This window comes from Stutzerimonas kunmingensis, from assembly GCF_032106285.1.
GTDB lineage: Bacteria > Pseudomonadota > Gammaproteobacteria > Pseudomonadales > Pseudomonadaceae > Stutzerimonas > Stutzerimonas kunmingensis_B.
The window spans coordinates 1-19,936 of record NZ_DAMCPO010000030.1 but is presented as its reverse complement, the minus strand read 5'-3'; the positions used below and the strand labels follow the sequence as shown (position 1 = coordinate 19,936).

Genomic DNA, 19,936 nt, shown 5'->3' with positions numbered 1-19,936 from the left:
CTCAGTCCGACGGCAGGCTGAGGTCCTCGCCGGCGACGCGCAACGCTTCATAGGCGTCGTCGAGCGCCGTGACGATGGCGCTGGCATCGCGAGCATGACGCGAGACGATGAAGTGGATCGGCACCTGGGCCAGGCGCTGGTAGGGCAGCGTCTCCATCCGTAGCCGCTGGCGGGCCTGTTCCACTGGAATCTGGTAATCGAGCAGGTAATCGCCACGGTTGCGCTGCAGCATTTCCAGCGCGGAAAGGTGATTGCTGGTGCGCAGCAGGCGCAGGTCGAGGCCGGGATCGTCCAGTAGCGCGTTGACGTTCGGCCAGTAGCTGTAGCCGCCGATCAGGATCAGCGACTTGCCGGCAAGGTCGTCCGGCAGGCGCGGCGCCGGCGTACCGGCAAGGCGGTAGAGGTTGAGATTGATCTGGCTGAGCGTATGCCGGCCTTCCAACGTATGGGTCGCCAGCTCCGGCTTGCCCTGGGCTCCAGGCCAGAGGTCGATGCTGCCATTCTCCAGCGCCGCGTAGAGGCGGGCGCCGGGCAGCCCTCGAAAGCGCACGCCGTAGCCGGCCTGACGCGCGACGCGGCGGGTCAGTTCGGCCAGCTCGCCGCGTGCCATGCCCTGGGCATCGGTGTAGATGGCCGGGGCGAACTCGTAGTAGCCGACGTTGAGGACGCGTTGCGAAACGGGATTGGCCAGGACCGCGGCTGGTAAGCCGAGAAGGGAGGCCAGGGCCAGATAGATGAATGCTTTCAATGGATCGATCGCTGCCTTGCGCTGTTCCAACAAGCATGCGCAGCCGATGCCCGGTTGTCCATGAGCCATATTGCTGCAGCAGCGTGAGGAATGTCGGCCTATATCGACCTATGCTCATACCGAAAGGCAGGCGTGCGGCACGAAGGAGTAGGGGTATGCAGCGCAAGGTGTTCGATCGCAAGGTGTTCAACCGCAAGCTGGTGGTGATCACCGGCGGCTGTGCAGGGATCGGCCGCGCGCTGGCGGTGCGCATGGCACAGGCTGGCGCGCGGCTGGTGATCTTCGATCTGCATCAGGATGCGCTGGATGGTCTGGTGCAGCATCTGGCCGATCACCACAATGCCGATGCGCTGGGGTTGTGCTGTGACGTCAGCGATGCCGAGGCGGTGCAGCGCGCGATTGCGCTGGTGGTGGAGCGTTACGGCGGCATCGACGTGCTGGTCAACAACGCCGGCATCACTCACCGCAGTCCGGTAGCGAATACCAGCCTGGCAGTGTTCGAGCGGGTGATGGCGGTGAATTTCTACGGCGCGCTGCATTGCACCCAGGCCGCGCTGCCCAGTCTGATCTCCCGCGGCGGGCAGATCATTGTGCTCAGCTCGCTTTCGCAGTATTCGCCGGTGCCCAACCGGGCCGCCTACAACGCCAGCAAGCATGCTCTGCACGGGCTGTTCGAGACGCTGCGTTGCGAGCTTCGGGAAACCGACGTCAACGTCATGCTGGTCTGCCCCGGCTACACCGCCACCGATCTGCGCAAGAACGTGCTGGTCGGCGATGGTTCGACCGCGCCAACCCCTGCGTTGGACATCGGCCGAGTCGCTTCGCCGCAGGATGTGGCTGAGGCTATCTATCAGGGCGCGCTGCGCCGGCGCCGGCTGCTGGTGCTGTCCAACCTGGACTGGAAGGCCCGGCTGCTGGCGCGCTGCTTTCCGCGGCTGTACCAGAGCCTGCTGTTGCCGCGGCTGCTTGGCGGGCGCGCCTCCTGAGCGCAGCTGGCTAGCTACCGCTGCCGTAGAGTTGCTGCATCAGCGCCTCGTCCCAGTAGGACGCCTCGATCTTGTGGCCGTCCAGATCGCGTACGAAACAGCCGTAGTAGGGCTCGCCATATTCCGGGCGCGGGCCGGGTGCGCCTTCATCGCTTGCGCCGGCGGCGATCGCCGCGCGATGGAAGGCGTCGACCTCGGCCTGATCCGCAGCGAAAAAGCCGACATGGGTGCCGTTGCCCACCGACGCGCTGCCGCCGTCGATGGGGCGCTGAATCCAGAATTCCGGGTATTCACGGCCCCAGGCGACGGCGCCGGGGTGTTCGAGGATTCGCCTGCAGCCAAGGGTGGCGAGGACCTGCTCGTAGAAGGCAACCGCTTCGTCGAAGCGATTGCTGCCCAGTGAAATGTGCGAAAGGATGCTTGGGTTCTGGTCGGCCATGGCGGGGTCTCCTGATGTGGCCGGAGCAAGCCTAGCAGGCTCTGTGCGCCTCGCCTGAACCTCCGTCGAAAGACCGCTCAGCCGTTGTCCGGCTGGCGTGTTGGCGGCTCGGTGCAGAGCATGAAGCAGCGGAACAGCATGATCGTCGGCAGCAACTGCAGCAGGCCGACCACGGCGTCCAGCAACATCGCCGGCAACAGTGGTGGCGTCTGCTCGGCGAACAGCTGGGCGGCGATCCAGATTTCCAGCATCCAGATCGGCAACAGCACGGTCATCACACAGCCCAGTATCAGCAGAAAATGCCCGCGGGTGAGGGCGAAGCTCTCCTTCAGCGCCGCCAGTGGTGTCAGGCCACGCAAGACCAGCAGGTACTCGGCGAAGGCGATCTTGACCATGACCCAGATGCCGGGCAGCACGAACAGCGAGGCGCCGAGCATAATCAGCAGTGAGCCGAGCCCCGAGAGCACGGCCAGCGCTGGCCACAGCGGCAGGGCCCGGGCGTAGACCGCACGCAGCGCCGGATCGTGGCCACGGCTGCGCGCATCCAGATAAAGGATCAGCGCGCCGACGTACAGCGGATAGAAGATCAGGCCCACCAGCAGGTCCAGGGCGGGCAGGACGTTTTCGCCGAGCCAGTGATCGAGCGCCAGGCGTGTCGCGCTTTCGAGCAGTATCAGCGGCAGGCAGAGCCGGACGATGGTCAGGAAGTGGCGGGAGTAGAAGAACCAGGCGTCACGCAGGATGGCAAGAACGTTCATTGCAGACCGAAGGTGAGTAATCGTTTCGGGGCGCCACTGTAACGGATGCGGCAAGGACGGGACATGTGCGATTTCGCCGTCCATACTGGACCCCCCCTTTCAGATTCGGGCCGCCGCGTGAAGAAGATCGCCCTGTTCGCCGATGTACAGAACCTCTACTACACCGTGCGGCAGGCCCATGGCTGCCACTTCAACTATGCGGCGCTGTGGGCCGATGTCAGCCGTCGCGGCACCATCGTCGAGGCCTATGCCTACGCCATCGAGCGCGGTGACGCACGCCAGCAGCAGTTTCAGCAAATCCTGCGCAACCTCGGTTTCACGGTGAAGCTCAAGCCCTATATCCAGCGCAGCGACGGCTCGGCCAAGGGTGACTGGGATGTGGGCATCACCATCGACGTGCTGGATGCGGCGGCACGGGTCGGCGAGGTGGCGCTGGCGTCCGGCGATGGCGATTTCGACCTGCTGCTCGAGCGGGTGCGGGCCGGCGGCGCCGAAGCGACCGCCTATGGCGTGCCGGGGCTCACCGCCCAATCGCTGATCCGTGCCGCAACGCGTTACGTGCCGATCGAGGGTGATTTGTTGTTGCGTGGCTGAACATCCGCCCACTGTGAGGGGAGCGAGTCTGCCGATAGTGCGACTCGGAGTGGCCAGTGTAGGGTGGATGGCGCTCCACCCATCCACCAAAACGACGTCAGGCTTTGCCGAGTGCCGCAAGCCGCTTGCGTACGGCCGCTTCGATGCCGGCCGCATCCAGGCCGCACTCGGCGAGCATTTCGCTGGGCTTGGCGTGCTCGACGTAGTAGTCGGGCAGGCCCAGATGCAGCATCGGTTTGAGAATGCTTTCGCCAGTGAGGAACTCGGCTACCGCGCTGCCGGCGCCAGCCATGATGCTGTTCTCTTCGATCGTCACCAGCAGCTCGTGGCTGCCCGCCAGTTCGCGCAGCAGGGTTTCGTCCAGCGGCTTGACGAAACGCATGTCGACCACCGTGGCGTCCAGCGCCTCGCCGACCTGCAGCGCCTCGGGCAGCTGCACGCCGAACACCAGCAGCGCCACCTTGCTGCCCTGACGGCGCACCACGGCCTTGCCGATCTCCAGCGGTTCCAGTCCCGGCTCGATGGTGGCGTTGGGGCCGCTGCCGCGCGGATAGCGCACCGCGGCCGGGCCTTCGAAGTGGTAGCCGGTGGTGAGCATGCGGCGCATCTCGTTCTCGTCGCTGGGCGTCATCACCAGCATGCCGGGGATGCAGCGCAGGTAGGACAGGTCGAAGCTGCCGGCATGGGTCGGGCCGTCTTCGCCGACCAGTCCGGCGCGGTCGATGGCGAACAGCACGTCGAGGTTTTGCACCGCGACGTCGTGGATCAACTGATCGTAGGCGCGCTGGAGGAACGTCGAGTAGATCGCCACCACCGGCTTCATGCCTTCGCAGGCCATGCCGGCCGCCAGCGTCACCGCGTGCTGCTCGGCGATGGCGACATCGAAGTAACGCTGCGGGTAGCGCTCGCTGAAGGCCACCAGGTCCGAACCTTCCTTCATCGCCGGGGTGATGCCGGTCAGGCGCGGGTCGGCGGCGGCCATGTCGCACAGCCACTGGCCGAACACATTGGAGTACTTGGGCCCTGAGGGCTTCTTCGGTTTGACCGGGGCGCCGACCGGCTCCAGCTTGCTGATCGCATGCCAGGTGATCGGGTCGGCTTCGGCGGGGGCGAAGCCCTTGCCCTTCTTCGTCACCACATGGAGGAACTGCGGGCCGTCGAGGTCGCGCATGTTGCGCAGGGTGGCGATCAGCGTCGGCAGGTCGTGGCCGTCGATGGGGCCGATGTAGTTCCAGCCGAGCTCTTCGAACAACGTGCCGGGCACCAGCATGCCCTTGGCGTATTCTTCGGTGCGGCGGGCGATTTCCCAGGCACCCGGCAGGCGCGAGAGGATCTTCTTGCTGCCTTCGCGCATGCTCGAATAGGTGCGGCTGGACAGGATCTTGGCCAGGTAGTTGGACAGCCCGCCGACGTTGCGCGAGATCGACATGTCGTTGTCGTTGAGCACCACCAGCATGTTGGCGCCGACTTCCGGGGCGTGGTTGAGCGCCTCGAAGGCCATGCCGGCGGTCAGGGCGCCATCTCCGATCACGGCGATGGACTTGCGCTGCTCACCTTTCAGACGGGCGGCGACCGCCATGCCCAGGGCGGCGCTGATCGAGGTGCTGGAGTGACCGACGCCAAAGGTGTCGTACTCGCTCTCCGAGCGGCGCGGGAAGGCGGCCAGGCCGTCCTTCTGACGCAGCGTGGCCATGCGCTCGCGGCGCCCGGTGAGGATCTTGTGCGGATAGGCCTGATGGCCCACATCCCATACCAGCCGGTCATCCGGGGTGTCGTAGACGTAATGCAGGGCGATGGTCAGTTCGATCACGCCGAGGCCGGCGCCGAAGTGCCCGCCAGTGTGGCCGACGCTGTACAACAGCTCCTGGCGCAGTTCGTTGGCAAGCTCTTCGAGTTCCGCCTCGCCCAGTCGGCGCAGCTGTTCGGGGGTCGCCGCTCGGTCAAGAACGGGCGTCGCGGGGCGAACCCGAGGGATCTCGTGAAAAGTCTTGGGCATCAGGCGGATCATTGTTGTTGAAAAAAGAGCGGCAGTTTACCCGAAGGGTCCTTCGATAAGAACGGCCCCGGGTCCGGTAGGGGTTTGACTGCTATTTCAGCGAAAGGCTCAGTTGCGTCGTTCGACGATGTAGCGCGCCAGCTCGCGCAGCGGCTCGGCGGCGGTATCGAACGGGCGCAGCGCGTGCAGTGCCTGGTCGCGCAGCTCCAGCGCGTAGGCCTTGGCCGCGTCCATGCCGAGCAGTGCCGGGTAGGTCGGCTTGTCCCGGGCGATGTCGGCGCCCTGGTGCTTGCCCAGGGTCGCGGTGTCGCTTTCGACGTCGAGAATGTCGTCCTGCACCTGGAAGGCCAGGCCGATGGCGCGTGCATACTGGCTCAGCGAGGCGAGGTTGTCGGCGTCGGCATGGCCGCTGGCGAGCGCGCCGAGCTGCACGCTGGCTTCGATCAGCGCGCCGGTCTTGTGCCGGTGCATCAGCTCCAGGGCGTCGCGATCGAGCTTGAGGCCGACCGAACCGAGGTCGATGGCCTGGCCGCCGACCATGCCGGCCGGCCCTGCGGCGCGGGCCAGCACGGCGAACATGCGCAGACGCAGCGCGGCGTCCTGCGGATTGTGCGCGGCCTGGGCCATGGCCTCGAAAGCGAGACTTTGCAGGCCGTCGCCGGCGAGGATCGCGCAGGCCTCATCGAAGGCCTTGTGCGTGGTGGGCTGGCCGCGGCGCAGGTCGTCGTCGTCCATGGCCGGCAGGTCGTCGTGCACCAGCGAGTAGGCGTGGATCAGCTCGACTGCGCAGGCGGCGCCGTCAGCGCTGGCCTTGTCGCCGTTCAGTGCTTCGCAGGCGGCATAGACCAGCAGCGGGCGGACGCGCTTGCCGCCGTTCATCACGCTGTAGCGCATGGCCTGATAGAGGCGTTCGAGCTGCGGCAGCGGCGGGACGAACAGGGTTTCGAGGCAGCCGTCGACGCGCTGCTGACAGCGTTTCTGGTAGTCGCCGATCATCATGCTTCGGGGTCCGACTCGAAGGGGGCTTCCTGCAGGCTGCCGTCGCGTTCCAGCAGGATCTGCACCTTTTGCTCGGCCTGGCTCAGCGCAGCCTGGCAGTCGCGGGTCAGGCCGATGCCCTGTTCGAAGCAGGTCAGCGAGTCTTCCAGCGACAGCTCGCCGCTTTCCAGGCGCTCGACCAGCTGTTGCAGCTCGGCGAGGGATTGTTCGAAATCGAGGGCAGCTTTCTTGCGGGCCATGCGGGAACCTGTCGTCGGCAGCGAGTCGGAAACGGGCGCGACATTAGCAAAGAAACGCCCGCGGCAGCCACAAGGTTCGCCCGCGTGATGTGTATCCAGCTGCGTAAGGTGTCGGGATGCTGCCTGAGGTCAGCGAGCGCTAACCATGCTGCTCGCGCAGGCGTCGAGTGCGCTCGGCGAGCGGCAGCTTCGGGCAGCTGTCGCAGAGCTCGCCATCGGCGCGGCGGAAATGCTGGCAGCAGGCCTTGCGCTGCAAGCCGAGACGGGTGCCGCCATCGGTCAGCTGCACCGCTAGCAGGCCGCTGGCGCCCTGCATGCCGCACGCATCCAGCCAGGCATCGGCGCGACGGCAGAGCTGCAGGTTGCCGCAGCCATCGGTCCGTTGCGCGTGCAGCAGCGCGGCCAGCACGCAATCCGCGGCGAGGCGTTGCGCGAGCTTCGGATGCAGGCCGAGCAAGGTGCCGCAGGCCGCGTGGGCCTTGGTGCAGAACTGGCGGATCTGTTGCCCGGCATGCCGCAGCAGGCGCTGAGCGTCGGCGTGCAGCGGCTGGTGTGCCGGCAGGCAGAAACCGGCGACGAAGCCCTGCTGCAGACCTTGCGCCATGCCGTCCAGCTCGGGTGCCTGGCCGTCGAGCTGTACGGCCAGCACCTGCAGATAGATCGGCTGCCAGACCAACAGCGTCCAGCAGCGCGCCGCCCAGTAGTGCCGGCCCGCTTCCGGATGCGCCGCCTGCCAGTGCGCCAGCAGGGTAGTCAGCGACTGCGGGCGATCCAGCATCAGCTCGTCGGGTCGTGGCGAGCCAACCCGTCCGTCCAGTCCGGGCAGGGCGTTGCGCACCCGCAGCAGCAGGTCGTTCAGCGCCTCGTCATCCGCCCATTGGGTTTCAGCGTTCCGGCGCATAGGGCGCGACGGGGTTTTTAAGGGTGCCGGCGAACTTCAGCGCACCGGCCGGATCGGTCAGGTCGAGCATCTGCCGGTTGTTGCCCAGTTGCAGACGGTTCAGGCAGGAGCGGGCGAATTCCTCGGCGAACAGGTCGTAGCGGGCGAACTTGTCGCGCAGCTGCGGCTGGCTGGCCTGATAGTCAGCGATGCAGTCGGCCACCTGTTGCCAGAAGCGCTGCTCCGGAAGGCCTACCTGCTCATCGAGGATTTGACCCAGATAGCGGAAGAAGCCGTCGAACACGTCGGTGAAGATCGACAGCACCTTGAGCTCGTCGGGCACCGATACCGCCAGGCGACCTACGGCCTCGGGAATCTGCGCGTCGGCATCGAGAATCACCGCTTCCTCGCCGATGTCCTTCATCAGCACGCGAACCGGTACATGGTCTTCCAGCACCAGGATCAGGTTCTCGCCATGCGGCATGAACACCAGATCGTGGGCGTAGAAGCAATGCAGCAGCGGCGTCAGATAGGCGTTGAGATAGCGGCGCAGCCAGCGGTCGGCGGTCAGCCCCGAGGCGCTGATCAGCGTCGGCAGCAGGGCGCGTTCGTCGCCATCGCTGTGCAGCAGCGCGGCCATGGTCATCAGCCGCTGGCCGGGTTCGATGTGACCCAGCGGGCTCTCACGCCACAGCGCCGAAAGCATCTTGCGATAGGGGCTGCTGGCCGGCAGCGCCTGCTCGTAATACGGATTGCGATAGCCGATGGCCGCGACTTCGCGCAGCAACTGGAAGCCGCAGTCGCGCAGCAGCGGGTCGTTGGCCACACGCTCGGCAAGGTAGGCGTTGATCGCGGGCGTCGCCTGCATGTAGTAGGGCGACAGCCCGCGCATGAAGCCCATGTTGAGGATCGACAGGGCGGTCTTCACGTAGCGCCGCTGCGGCTGGCTCTGGTTGAAGAAGGTGCGGATCGACTGCTGCGCCAGGTAGCGGTCATTGCTCAGACCGAGATGGACGATCTGCCGGTTGGCGATCTCGGCGGCGAAGCCGATAGCGAGGATGTTGTGCCACTGCCAGGGGTGCGCCGGCATCAGCAGGTAGTCGTCGGGGTCGAGCTGCAGCGCGCGCAGCTGGCTATGAAACACCTCGAGCTGACCACCGAGCTCCTCGCGCAGCAGGGTCGGCTGGTCGAGCCCGTCGATGGCGCTGTAGCTGGCGCGGCTGCGGTGCACGGCAAGCCAGACCAGGCGCACCGGACTCGCCGCTTCCGGCGCGTAGGCGCGGTAATCCTGAGCGTCGAAGCCCATCCGCCCGTTGTTGGCGACGAAGCCCGGGTGGCCTTCGCGCATGCCGGTCTCGATCTGCTGGAAGTCCGCCAGGGCCAGTTGGGCGGCTCTCAGCGGGCTGTTGGCGAGCTTGTAGGCGCTGCCGAACAGGGTGCTGCTGATCTCGTCGAGGTAGACCGGCAGGTTGTTTTCCGAGATGCCCAGAGTGTCGGCGAACTCGATGATGAAGCTCAGCGCGTCCAGTGGCTGTTGCTGGCCATTGCTGAGTTTCTCGATGGAGTCGGTAACGATGGACCAGTGATCCAGCGCCAGTCGTCGCGCCTTGAAACGGTACTCGGTCGAGCTGTCCGGCACTGCGACGCGGTAGTGACTGTCGCCCAGCGGCTCAGGGCTGAACAACTTCTCGTGGCTGAACTCGGCCAGGGCTTTCTTCAGCAGCAGGCGATTGGCGCGGGCCCAATGTTCGGCCTGCAGGTGTTCGGTGGCCAGATCGCCGGCGGCGTTTGGCAGGTGCACGAGCTGATTCATTGCGGATTCTCCTGAAGGGTGGCGAGGAACTGCGCGCGGGTGCAGAACGCCAGGCAGGCATCCTTTTCCGGTAGCTGCAGCAGGCGCTGGTAGACGAAGCCGACGCGCTGGTTCAAGGCATGCACCTTGGCGTTGCGCGCATCGGGCTCGACGACGATGCGCCGAGCGAATGGGTCGGCGAACTGATAGGCGAGGATGCTGCGCATGACTTCCAGACTGAAGCCGTGCACGGGCTTTTCGCAGGGGGCGAGCAGCAGGTGCATGCCGCGGTCGCCGGGGCGCACCTGGTAGTGGTCGGCGAGGCGGTCATGGGCTGGGTGATAGCCCTCGAAAAGGAACGCGGGTTCGCCGTTGCACATACCGAGGGCAATGTCGCGATGACTGCTGTGCTGGATCTCGTCGACGTAATTGGCCAGCTGCGCCAGGCTCAAATGGCCCATGGCCCAGAAGCGCGCGTAGTCGCGGCGCAGCCAGTCGTGCAGCAGCGGCAGATGCTCGGCCTGCAATGTCTCGAAATGCATGGCGCCGAGCCTGCAGTAGCGAACGAAGCGCGGACCATCCGCGCGGGAAAGAGCGGTATTCATGATTTGGCTCCACAGAGAGACGCGCTGACTGGTGCTGAAACCAGCAGCCAGCGCAGTACGTAGGCGGTGAGAACGAGGCCGAGGGCGGACAGGAAGAACGGCGCGGCGAGGCCGGCATCACGCACCACCAGCCCGGCCAGCCAGGAGGCGGCGAGCACGCCGAGGTTCTGGAAGATGTTGATCAGGCTGTAGTCGCGTCCGTAATGCTCCGGCCGGCTGAGGGCGAACAGTCGCGCATCCAGTGCCACGGTGAGCTGATACAGCGCCCAGCCGAATAGCACGCGCCCGGCCAGTACCAGCGGCATCTGCTCGATGCCCTGCAACGCCAGCCCGGCCGCGCCCAGCAACAGCCAGACGGTCAGGTGCTGCCCGGCGTGGTAATGCAGGGCCAGGGCGAGCAGCGCCAGCATGCCGGGAATGGCATATACCAGGCCGGTGATCCAGCTAGCCTGAGGCCCGCCAAGCTGCTCCCAGTACACCGTGAAGAACGGCCGCGCCAGGTAGATGCAGAAGTAGAACGCCAGCATCAGCAGGCACAGCCGGGCGATGGCCAGATGCTCCTCCCGCGGCCGCGGTGGCGTGCCTGCATCGACCCGGGTTGGCTGTGGCGCATGGCGCAACAAGAGCAGGCTGGCAGCCATCTGCACGAAGTCCATCAGGCCCATCAGCACGAACATCCGCGCCGGGCTGAGGTAATGCAGCACCCCGCCGCCCAGCGTGGCGCCGGCGATTGCGCCCAGATGCACCACCACCGAGAGCAGGCCGATGGTGCGCACCTGCTGGTCGGCGCCCACCAGGCCCATCACGTAGGGATACATCAGCAGGTAGCTGGCCTTGAAGGCGATCATCGTCAGCGACACCGGCCAGAACAGCCATTGTTGCTCGATCGCCGCGCAGGCCAGCGCCAGCAGCCCGGCCATCAGCTGGCCGAAGATCAGCAGCCGCAGCGGATGCGCATGCCTGGACAGGCGCACCCACAGTGGCAGGGCGAGCATCGCCACCAGGCATACCGCGGCCAGGTACAGCCCGACCTGCTCGCTGCGCAGCTCGCCGAAGCGTTCGGCGAAGTACTGCGGGTAGAACGGCATCAGCAGGCTATCGCCGAGCACCGCCAGCAGCGTCATGCCAATCAGCGCGCGTCGTAGCGTCATCGCGCCGCCACCGCGCCCTGCGGTGCCAGCGGGTGCGGCAGGCTGAATTGCTGGAAGGCGATCTTCGTTTCCACCGCGTAGTGCTCGTGCCCGCAAATCTCCCGCAGGATGCAGGCGTTGCGGTAGCAGCCCATGCCGAGATCCGGCGTGACCAGGCCATGATCGACCAGCCCGGCGTTCTGTACGAAGACCTCGCCGCCGTTGCGGTCGATGCTGTAGTTACGCGCCACGGCGAAGCGTTCCGGTGCCTGCCAGGCGATACGTTCGGCGATCGGCTGGATAAATCGCGGCAGGCGGTACTGATACCCGCTGGCCATCACCAGTGCATCGCAGCGGTGGCGATAGCTCTGCTCCAGCTCATGCTGGAAGAACTCCAGCTCCAGCGTGCCATCGCCCAGGCGCTGGCAGCGACGCAGCTCGGCATTGGTCAGCAGCTGGGTCGGTACCTCGCCTTTAAGACTCTGGTTGTACAGCTCGTCGTAGATGGCGTTGATCAGCGTGGCGTTGATGCCCTTGTACAGGCCCTTCTGGCTGTCGATGAGCTTTTCCCGGGTGCTGCGTGGCAGGCTGTGGAAGTAGTCGATGTACTCCGGGCTGGTCATTTCCAGCGTCAGCTTGGTGTATTCCAGCGGGAAGAAACGCGGCGCGCGAGTGATCCAGTTCAGCTGGTAGTCGTGGCGGTCGATCTCCTGCAACAGGTCGTAGTAGATCTCCGCCGCGCTCTGACCGCTGCCGACCACGGTGATCGAGCGCTTGCCCTGCAGGCGCGGCTTGTCCTGCAGGTAGTTGCCACTGTGGCTGACCTGCTCGGCCAGGCTTTCGCAGCAGGTCGGCAGATAGGGTGTGGTGCCGGTACCGAGTACCAGACGGCGGGTGAGGAGCTCGAAGCCCTCCCCGCTGCGGGTGTGTACGCCGCGCACCCGATAGCAACGGCGCTCGTCGAGGTAGTCGACGTGCTGAACGAAGTGATCGAAGCGCAGGCTGTCGAGCTGCTCGACCACCCACTGGCAGTACTGGTTGTACTCGCGGCGCATCAGGAAGAAGTCTTCCTTGATGTAGAAGGCGTACAGCCGCCCGACCTGCTTGGCATAGTTGAGAAAGCTGAAGCGGCTGGTGGGGTCGGCCAGGGTCACCAGATCGGCCATGAACGGCGTCTGCAGGGTGGCGCTGTCGAGCATCATGCCGGGATGCCAGTTGAAACCCTCGGCGCGGTCGAGAAACAGGCAATCGAGCCCGTCGATGGGTTCGGCCAGGCAGGCCAGGCCGAGGTTGAACGGGCCAATGCCGATGCCAATGAAGTCATACATCTTGTTCATGTGCGATCTCCTTACTGGTTGGCGGCGGTGGGTAGGCCGTCGAGCAGGCGAGTGCCGTGGCCGCGAATCAGCTCGACGATGGTGCGCAGGTCGTCCAGCGTGGTTTCCGGGTTGAGCAGGGTGAACTTGAGGTGCTGCCGGCCCTCGACCACGGTGGCGGCGATCACCGCCGCGCCGGAGCGGAAGATCGCCTTGCGGATTTCGCGGTTGATCGCATCCAGGCGCTCGTCGGCCACGCCCGGGGCGACGAAACGGAACACCAGCGTGCTCAGGCGCGGGGCGAAGACCTCGAAGGCCGGGTCTTCGGCGAGCAGGCGATGGGTGTCGGCAGCGCGGTCGATGACCTCCTCGAACATCGCCCCGATATGCTCGGCGCCGAGGATGCGCAGGGTCAGCCAGAGCTTCAGTGCGTCGAAGCGGCGGGTGGTCTGGATGCTCTTGTTGACCAGGTTCGGCGTGCCCTCGCGGGTCTGGCTGCGCGGGTTGAGGTAGTCGGCGTGGTGAGTGATGTAGCTCAGGTGCTGACGCTGGCGAACGAAGAAGCCGCTGCAGCTGACCGGCTGGAAGAACGACTTGTGGTAGTCGACGGTGACCGAGTCGGCGTGCTCGATACCGGCCAGCCAGTCGCGGTAGCGCGGTGCGACCAGCAGACCGCCGCCATAGGCCGCGTCGACGTGCAGCCAGACGCCATAGTGCTGGCACAGCGCGGCGATTTCCGGCAGCGGATCGATGCTGCCGAAGTCGGTGGTGCCGGCGGTGGCGACCACGGCCATGGGCAGCTCGCCCAGGCGCTGACAGTCGGCCAGGGCCTGGGCCAACGCCGGCACGCTCATGCACTGGGCACTGTCGGTTTCGATGCTGCGCACGGCGTCGTAGCCCAGCCCCAGCAGCGCGGCGGATTTCTGCACACTGAAGTGGCTGGCGCGGGAGGCGAAGATACGTAACCCGGCGGCATCGGCCGGTAGGCCATGACGCAGATTGCCGCCATGGCCGGGCAGGCGGTTGCAGACGTGCTCGCGGGCCAGCAGCAGGCCCATCAGGTTGGACTGGGTGCCGCCGCTGGTGAACACGCCGTCGGCCTGACCGCCGAGGCCGATACGCGCACAGGTCCAATCGATCAGGCGCTGTTCGATCAGCGTGCCGCCGGCGCTCTGGTCCCAGGTGTCCAGCGAAGAATTGAGCGACGACACCAGCACTTCGGCAAGCAGCGCCGGCAGCACCACCGGGCAGTTGAGGTGGGCGACGTAGCGCGGGTGGTGGAAGTACACCGCGTCGCGCAGGTAGAGCTGATCCAGCTCGCGCAGCGCGGCGCCGGCGTCGCCCAGCGGACGCTCAAGATCGACGCGCTCGAAATTGGCGGCCAGTTCCTGCGGAAGGATGCCGCTGAACGGCTGCTGCTGGCGCTGCAGACACTGCTGCACCAGGTTCAGCCCCTGCTGCATGAGCTGGCGGTAGTCATCGTGATTGCTGCGGGTGAACAGCCCGTTGCTGACGGGGCCGGGGGCGAAGGGCACTACGGTACTGGACGGGGTCATGCACATTCCTCGGGCCGAGCGCGGCCGCGACCCGGAGCGGGCCGTTTTCGCGGCTTCGGTGGTTTCTTGTCTGGCGGCTGGACCGCACGAAAGCATCTGCGAGGATGCCGGTTAATCGAGAATAACTCTCAATTGCGCAAGGGCACAGGCAAGACGAATCAGCGCGGAAAAACCATTACGGCGTCGAAGAAAAAAAGTTACGGCCGCTCCAGCCGCTGGCGCGCCTTGGCCAGCTGGGCGATCACGGTATTCACCGAGATGCCAAGGCGTCCGGCTATCTCGGCCTGGCTGAGACCTTCCAGCCGGGCCAGTTCGAACACCTCGCGGCAACGCGGCGGCAGGTCATCGAGCTGGCGCAGCACGCACTGCAGCGCGCAGTGGTTTTCAACCAGCCCGCAAGGGTCGGCCTGCACGGCTTCGATGAGTTCGAGCGGAGCTTCGTCTGATGCACCGAGCAAGGCGCGATGGCGCATGGCGTCGCGCAGCAGATTGGTGGCGATGCGAAAGAGATAGGCCTTGGGATTGTCGAGACGCTGCTCGGGCATGACCTGGGCGAGCTTCAGCCAGGCATCCTGCGCCAGGTCCTCGGCCAGCGCGCGACAGCCGCCGAGGCGCGTGAGGTGGGCGACCAGTTGCTGGCGATGATGGACGTAACACTGCAGGCAGGAATCGGAAATCTTGTTGTTGTCGCGCATGGGAGCGTGCCACCGAGAGGGGCAACGAAACTATCCCAGACGCGAACTATTCGCAATTGCAGGCTTAATGCTGGCACGCCGGTCGGTGCTTATCCGTCCAGCGGCAGCTGCAGGTTGATCGGTCGACCGTTCTGCTGCAGGCGGCACTGCGCTGCCGGCTGCGGCCGTGCGTAGTGGAATCCCTGCAAGCTGGGGCAGCCGTTGAGCCGCAGGAACGCCGCCTGACGCTCGTTCTCCACGCCTTCGGCGACCACGTGCAGGCCGAGGTGGCTGGCCATGGTGAGGATGCCGCGCACCAGCGCGACCGACTGCTCGCTATCCGGCAGCCCGCTGACGAACTCGCGGTCGATCTTGATGCCATCGAAGCGGAAGCGCTGCAGGTAGGTCAGCGAGGCATAGCCGGTGCCGAAGTCGTCGAGCAGCAGCGGAAGCCCGGCGGCCTTCAGGCGGCCGAGGGTCTGCTGGACATGCTCGTCGGCTTCGAGCAGAGCACTCTCGGTGACCTCCAGTTCCAGCATGCTCGCCGATGCGCCTTCTTCCTCGAGAATCGCCAGCAGGCTGCCGGCCAGATCCGCCTGGCGGAAGTCCAGTGGCGACAGGTTGACCGCGATGCGCAGCGCATGCCCCATGGCGTGCCAGCGACAAGCCTGGCGGCAGGCCTCGCGAAACACCCAGCGGGTCGCTTCGATGATCATGCCGCTCTCTTCCAGCACCGGAATGAACTCCCCGGGCGGCACCAGGCCGCGGTCCGGCGAAGCCCAGCGCAGCAGGGCTTCCATGACTTCTGGCTCACCCTGGGCGTTGACCTGCGGCTGGTAGTGCAGCACGAACTCTCCGCGATCCAGGGCGTGTCGCAGCGCCTGCTCCAGCTCACGGCGGCTGGCGGCTGCGTCGCTGAGTGCTTCGTTGTAGATGACGGTGCGATTGCGTCCGGCGTCCTTGGCCGCATACAGCGCCAGGTCGACGCTCTTGAGCAGCTCGGTGGCGCTGTGCCGGCCGTCGCTGACGGCGATGCCGATGCTCGGGCTGACGAAGCACTCGTACTGACCGATGCGCACCGGCAGCTCGAAACGCTCGATGATGCTTTTCGCCAGTTGTTCCGCACGCCGGGCATCGCTGCTGTCGAGCAACAGCATGAACTCGTCGCCACCGGTGCGCGAAAGCAGGGATTTTTCCGGCATCAGCTGGCCGAGGCGATCGCCGATCTGTATCAGCAACTTGTCCCCTATTTCGTGGCCGAGGCTGTCGTTGATGCGCTTGAAGTGATCCAGATCGAGGTAGAGCAGGCTCAACGGCAGGCGAGCTGCCAACAGCTGGTCGAGGCGCTGCATCAGGTAGTTGCGGTTGGCCAGCTGGGTCAGCGGATCGAAGTGGGCGAGAAAGCGCAGCCGTTGTTCGGCGCGCAGTCGGTCGCTGATATCGCGCAGCAGGACCAGGAAATGGCGCACGCCGTAGCGCTGGAAGGGCGTGCAGCTGATTTCCAGCGGAATGTCCTGACCGTTTCGGCGGCCGGTCAGCTCCAGCGTGGTGTTCGCCGGCGTGCTGCGCAGGCGCGCGGTGGCATCGCTCTCTGCCAGGCGGTCGCCCGGCAGGTTGCCGATGAGCTCCTCCGGGGTACAGCCGAACAGGGCGGCAGCCGCCGGGTTGGCCTGCAGCACGCGCAGCTCGCGGTCGACCACCAGCATGCCGATCGGCGCCGTGTCGATCAGGTCGCGTAGCAGCTGTTCGCTTTCGCTGAGGGCCAGCTGCCGCTCGTGCAGCTGGTTCATCATGCGACTGAGGGTGGCGGCGAGCCGGCCGATCTCGTCGCGGCCGGCCACCGCCAGGGTCTGTGGCCGCTGGTCGATGGCGAACTGCCGTGCGGCCTGGTCGATGCGCGCCAGGCGGCGCGTCAGCAGGCGTCCGTAGATGCGGTTGAGGATCAGGCCGAGCAGCAGCAATAACGTCAGGGTCTGGGCCAGATAGAACCAGGCGTCACGCTTGGTCTGCGCGAGCATCGGAGTGAAATCGTATTCGGCCAGCAGCGCTTCGCGCACCGGCGTGCCATTCTGTGCGACATGGTCCAGCGGGTAGATCGCCAGCTGTCGCGCGCCTTCGCCGGCCCAGGCGGGGCGACCGCTGTCGACACGGGCCTTGAGCGCGGCGGCGTCGATCAGCTCGAGCCGCTCGGCGGTCAGGCCCAGCCGGGTGGTGGCGATTATCTGCAGGTCAGGGCCAATCACCATCGCCCAGCGCACCCCCTCCAGGCTCGCCAGGTCGGCCAGCTCCGTCTCCAGCTCGGCGTTGCGCCCCAGCCGGCGATGGTCGCTCAGGCTGCTCTGCAGCAGGGCGAGGTGCTGCGCGGTGTGGTCGCGCCAGTCGGTGAGCGTTTCCTCGATGCGCGTCGGCAGGTGCCAGGTGGTCAGGAGCACCGTGAACATCAGGCCGAAGATGCCCAGCAGCAGGGGCAGCGATTTTCGCAGCGACAATCTTGTCAGCATTCGAGCACCTCGCAGCGGGGGACCAGCCCCTCATGCCGGACGTTGTTCAGCAGTTGTCGTTCGCCCATGTACTGGTTCAGGCGTGCGATGCTGCGGTGTAGCTGGCCGTCACGGAGCCATTCGCGATTGACCGCGCGATCGCCCATGAGCAAGCCGTCCAGCGTGACCTGCAGCGCAGCGGGCGTCAGGCCCAGGCGTGCAAGCAGGTGCGGGTCGGTCTTGGCGCGCTGATCCTGCCAGGCGCGCAAGGCGTCGAACCAGAGCGCTCTGAGGCGCTTGCGCTGCTCAGGATTGACCCGCTGGGCGATCAACGACCAGAACGTCGACGATCTCACCCGGCAGTTGGCGGCTGTCGAAGATGCGGCGCGCGCCGCTGGCCTCCAGCGCCGGCCCTTCCGAGGCGAAGGTGATGACCGCATCGACACGTCCGGCGGCATACGCCTCGACCTGCTCATGCACCGGCAGGCTGACCACTTGCAGGTCTGCGATATCCAGCTGCGCCTGATCCAGCACGCGGGAGAGGAAATAGGCACCGAGCGCGGTGTTCTCCACGCCGATTCGCCGGCCGCGCAGATCGTCGACCGTGGCTATCGGGGCGCGGGCGAACAGGACGTCCGCGCCGGCGGAGACATTGGTGATCAGAATGATCTCCAGATTCAGATCGGCGCTGGCCTGCAGCAGCAGCGTTTCGTCCAGGGTCAGCATGGCGGCATCCAGCATGCCATTGCGAAAGCCGCGCAGCACACCGGTGGTGGTCGGGTATTCGACCAGGCGAACACCGCTCGGGGCCGTCCATTGCAGCTCGTCCGCCAGATAGAACGGTGCATAGCCGAGCCAGCGGTTACTGCCGACCCGGACGGAGTCCGGGTCGGGCTGGCAGCCGAGCAAGGCGATGAACATCAGCAATAGGATTGAGCCCCGGACCATGCGATCACTCCGTGATACCTGAATGCCACCATAGCGAAACCGTACGGTCACGGGAATCCCTGCTAAAGCAGTGGGTATTCCCACCGAGTGCAGTAGAGACCTCGCCGTTGACGCGATGACCTGGGTTCGCAGTGCCTGCTGCGCGGGCGTGGCAGCTGAGCTGCGACAACGTGTCCGGCGGGCACAAGCGCGCGTCTGGTAGCTTCCAGAACAAGAACTTCGCGTAGGACGCGACGGAGCGGAAGCTTGAAACGCAAGGCAGGACTACTGGCGGCACTCATATTGACCCTGACGCTGGTGCCAATGTGGGTCTTCGTTATCAATGAGATAAAGCACGAGCGCGTCCTCGCCACGGACGCCGCGCGCAACGACGCGATGAACCTGGCCACCGCCTTTGAGGCGCACGTACGCAGCACCATCCGGCTTATGGACATCATCCTACTGGACATGCGTGAGGATGTGCTGGAGCACCCGACCTTCGCAGTCATGTGAATGAGGAACTGGGTGCCTACGGGCGTTTCATCACGCAGCTCGCGGTGATCGGTAAAGACGGCAAGCTGACCTTCTCCAACCTGGGGCCGACGCCGAAGGCAGTGGACCTCAGTGATCGCGAGCATTTCCGCATGCACCGCGACAATCCGCAGGCGGACCGTCTATTTATCAGCAAGCCGGTCCTGGGCCGGGTGTCGAAGCAGTGGACCATCCAGTTCACCAGGCCTATCCATAAAGATGGTCAGTTTGCCGGCGTGCTGGTGCTCTCGGTTCCCACCAGCTTCTTTGCCGACTATTACCAGCAAATAAACGTGGGTAAGGACGGCACTATCGCGCTCGTTGGAACCGACCGTAGCCTGCGGGCCATAGCCTCAGGCACCTCAATCCCCGGTCGTTACGGGCGTTTCAAGGTGCCGGAAGACAAGCCCTATTTCGATCCGAATGCCCCTGCGCGCGGTTATTACGAAGGGGTGAGCGCGATCGATGGTGAGTATCGCCTGGGTGCCTACCGGCGGCTCGCCGATGATGGGGTCGTGGTCGTGGTGCTGTTGTCGCCGAAGGATTTCATGGCTGCGTTCGATGAGCGCCGGGAGCTGCTGATTGCCTCGGCTGGCATCATCTCGCTGCTGCTGGCGGCGGTCGCGCTGCTGATATTTGTCCTGAGCAACCGCTATTTCCAGAGCACGGAAAAGCTGCGTCAGGCTCACGATCAACTGGCGCAGCTGGCCAATACCGATGTGCTGACGGGGGTGAGCAGCCGTCGATCGTTCCTGACCGGCCTGGAGGCCGAGCTTGCCCGGGCTCGCCGCCACGATGAAAGCCTGAGCCTGCTGATGCTCGACATCGACCGCTTCAAACGCGTCAACGATGTGTACGGCCATCCGATCGGCGACGCGGTACTCAAGCAGTTCACTGCGACATGCGCCAGCATGCTGCGCGCGCACGATCTGTTCGGCCGTCTCGGTGGAGAGGAGTTTGCAATTGCACTGCCGCATACAGATCTCGACGGCGCACGCAGTGTGGCCGAGAAGATCCGCATGGCCATCGAGCAGGCGCCATTGACGACCGCGGCGGGCAACATCGAGACACGGTTAGCATCGGCGTGGCCCAGACGCATGCCGGGCAGCATGAGATCGATCAGTTGATCGCGTGGGCGGACAAGGCGCTCTATGACGCCAAGCATGGAGGTCGAAACCAGGTTCGCGTAGGCCGCCCGGAGGACGAAGCGGAAGGCTAAACCGCGGGCAATAAAAAAGGTTCATCGCGCTTTCCCGGGGAAGGCAGCCTTGATTTTCAGGAAGAAG

16 protein-coding genes and 2 pseudogenes are annotated in these 19,936 nt (G+C 65.6%); 3 read left to right on the top strand and 15 right to left on the bottom strand.

The features are described 5' to 3' along the window. Window position 1: 1 nt before the first annotated feature. Window positions 2-817 (bottom strand): substrate-binding periplasmic protein, encoded by an 816-nt coding sequence (locus RT582_RS19080; protein WP_191121494.1) that lies wholly within the window; start codon window positions 815-817, stop codon window positions 2-4. An 86-nt stretch (window positions 818-903) separates the two neighbouring features. On the opposite strand from RT582_RS19080, the gene RT582_RS19075 reads away from it, so the two are divergent. Then, window positions 904-1,734, top strand: a complete 831-nt coding sequence (locus RT582_RS19075; RefSeq protein ID WP_313479323.1) for an SDR family oxidoreductase — start codon at window positions 904-906, stop codon at window positions 1,732-1,734. Between the two features lie 10 nt (window positions 1,735-1,744). On the opposite strand, the gene RT582_RS19070 is transcribed toward RT582_RS19075, so the two are convergent. Beyond that, window positions 1,745-2,173, bottom strand: a complete 429-nt coding sequence (locus RT582_RS19070; RefSeq protein ID WP_278400917.1) for a VOC family protein — start codon at window positions 2,171-2,173, stop codon at window positions 1,745-1,747. A gap of 77 nt (window positions 2,174-2,250) precedes the next feature. Beyond that, window positions 2,251-2,931, bottom strand: coding sequence for a YciC family protein (locus tag RT582_RS19065; protein WP_014819013.1), 681 nt, complete (start codon window positions 2,929-2,931; stop codon window positions 2,251-2,253). A gap of 117 nt (window positions 2,932-3,048) precedes the next feature. On the opposite strand from RT582_RS19065, the gene RT582_RS19060 reads away from it, so the two are divergent. After that, window positions 3,049-3,525, top strand: coding sequence for a LabA-like NYN domain-containing protein (locus RT582_RS19060; protein ID WP_125859953.1), 477 nt, complete (start codon window positions 3,049-3,051; stop codon window positions 3,523-3,525). A 97-nt stretch (window positions 3,526-3,622) separates the two neighbouring features. Here RT582_RS19060 and dxs read toward each other — a convergent pair whose 3' ends face one another. The 12 genes and pseudogenes from dxs to RT582_RS19000 form a co-directional block, all read right to left on the bottom strand. Next, window positions 3,623-5,521 carry a 1-deoxy-D-xylulose-5-phosphate synthase gene (dxs, locus tag RT582_RS19055; RefSeq protein ID WP_125859951.1) on the bottom strand — a complete coding sequence of 633 codons (1,899 nt, stop codon included), beginning with the start codon at window positions 5,519-5,521 and terminating at the stop codon, window positions 3,623-3,625. A gap of 108 nt (window positions 5,522-5,629) precedes the next feature. Beyond that, entirely contained in the window at window positions 5,630-6,517 is an 888-nt protein-coding gene (locus tag RT582_RS19050) for a polyprenyl synthetase family protein (protein WP_313479362.1), read from the bottom strand. Beyond that, a complete protein-coding gene (locus RT582_RS19045; protein ID WP_003283056.1) occupies window positions 6,517-6,759 on the bottom strand; it encodes an exodeoxyribonuclease VII small subunit in 243 nt (80 codons plus the stop codon). Before RT582_RS19045 ends, RT582_RS19050 begins: the two co-directional genes overlap by 1 nt. A 139-nt stretch (window positions 6,760-6,898) precedes the next feature. Then, a complete protein-coding gene (locus tag RT582_RS19040; protein ID WP_014819017.1) occupies window positions 6,899-7,660 on the bottom strand; it encodes a siderophore ferric iron reductase in 762 nt (253 codons plus the stop codon). Next, entirely contained in the window at window positions 7,644-9,452 is a 1,809-nt protein-coding gene (locus RT582_RS19035) for an IucA/IucC family protein (RefSeq protein WP_313479319.1), read from the bottom strand. The genes RT582_RS19040 and RT582_RS19035 overlap by 17 nt, the downstream gene beginning before the upstream one ends. Further along, window positions 9,449-10,036, bottom strand: coding sequence for a GNAT family N-acetyltransferase (locus RT582_RS19030; RefSeq protein ID WP_044314533.1), 588 nt, complete (start codon window positions 10,034-10,036; stop codon window positions 9,449-9,451). The genes RT582_RS19035 and RT582_RS19030 overlap by 4 nt, the downstream gene beginning before the upstream one ends. After that, window positions 10,033-11,187 carry an MFS transporter gene (locus RT582_RS19025; RefSeq protein ID WP_313479316.1) on the bottom strand — a complete coding sequence of 385 codons (1,155 nt, stop codon included), beginning with the start codon at window positions 11,185-11,187 and terminating at the stop codon, window positions 10,033-10,035. Before RT582_RS19025 ends, RT582_RS19030 begins: the two co-directional genes overlap by 4 nt. Next, window positions 11,184-12,503: a lysine N(6)-hydroxylase/L-ornithine N(5)-oxygenase family protein gene (locus RT582_RS19020; protein WP_313479314.1), complete on the bottom strand. Its 1,320-nt coding sequence runs from the start codon at window positions 12,501-12,503 to the stop codon at window positions 11,184-11,186. The genes RT582_RS19025 and RT582_RS19020 overlap by 4 nt, the downstream gene beginning before the upstream one ends. 11 nt (window positions 12,504-12,514) lie before the next feature. Next, window positions 12,515-14,038 carry a pyridoxal phosphate-dependent decarboxylase family protein gene (locus tag RT582_RS19015; protein WP_313479311.1) on the bottom strand — a complete coding sequence of 508 codons (1,524 nt, stop codon included), beginning with the start codon at window positions 14,036-14,038 and terminating at the stop codon, window positions 12,515-12,517. Between the two features lie 197 nt (window positions 14,039-14,235). Continuing rightward, on the bottom strand, window positions 14,236-14,733 hold the full coding sequence (locus RT582_RS19010; protein WP_041015942.1) for an RNA polymerase sigma factor: 498 nt from the start codon (window positions 14,731-14,733) through the stop codon (window positions 14,236-14,238). Window positions 14,734-14,822: 89 nt separating this feature from the next. Next, complete coding sequence (locus RT582_RS19005; protein ID WP_313479308.1) at window positions 14,823-17,213, bottom strand: putative bifunctional diguanylate cyclase/phosphodiesterase; 2,391 nt, start codon at window positions 17,211-17,213, stop codon at window positions 14,823-14,825. Next, window positions 17,207-18,140: pseudogene (locus tag RT582_RS19000) on the bottom strand (ABC transporter substrate-binding protein). The gene RT582_RS19005 and the pseudogene RT582_RS19000 overlap by 7 nt, the downstream one beginning before the upstream one ends. A gap of 303 nt (window positions 18,141-18,443) precedes the next feature. Here RT582_RS19000 and RT582_RS18995 point away from each other — a divergent pair. Then, window positions 18,444-19,869, top strand: a pseudogene (locus tag RT582_RS18995) (sensor domain-containing diguanylate cyclase). Window positions 19,870-19,936: the final 67 nt, after the last annotated feature.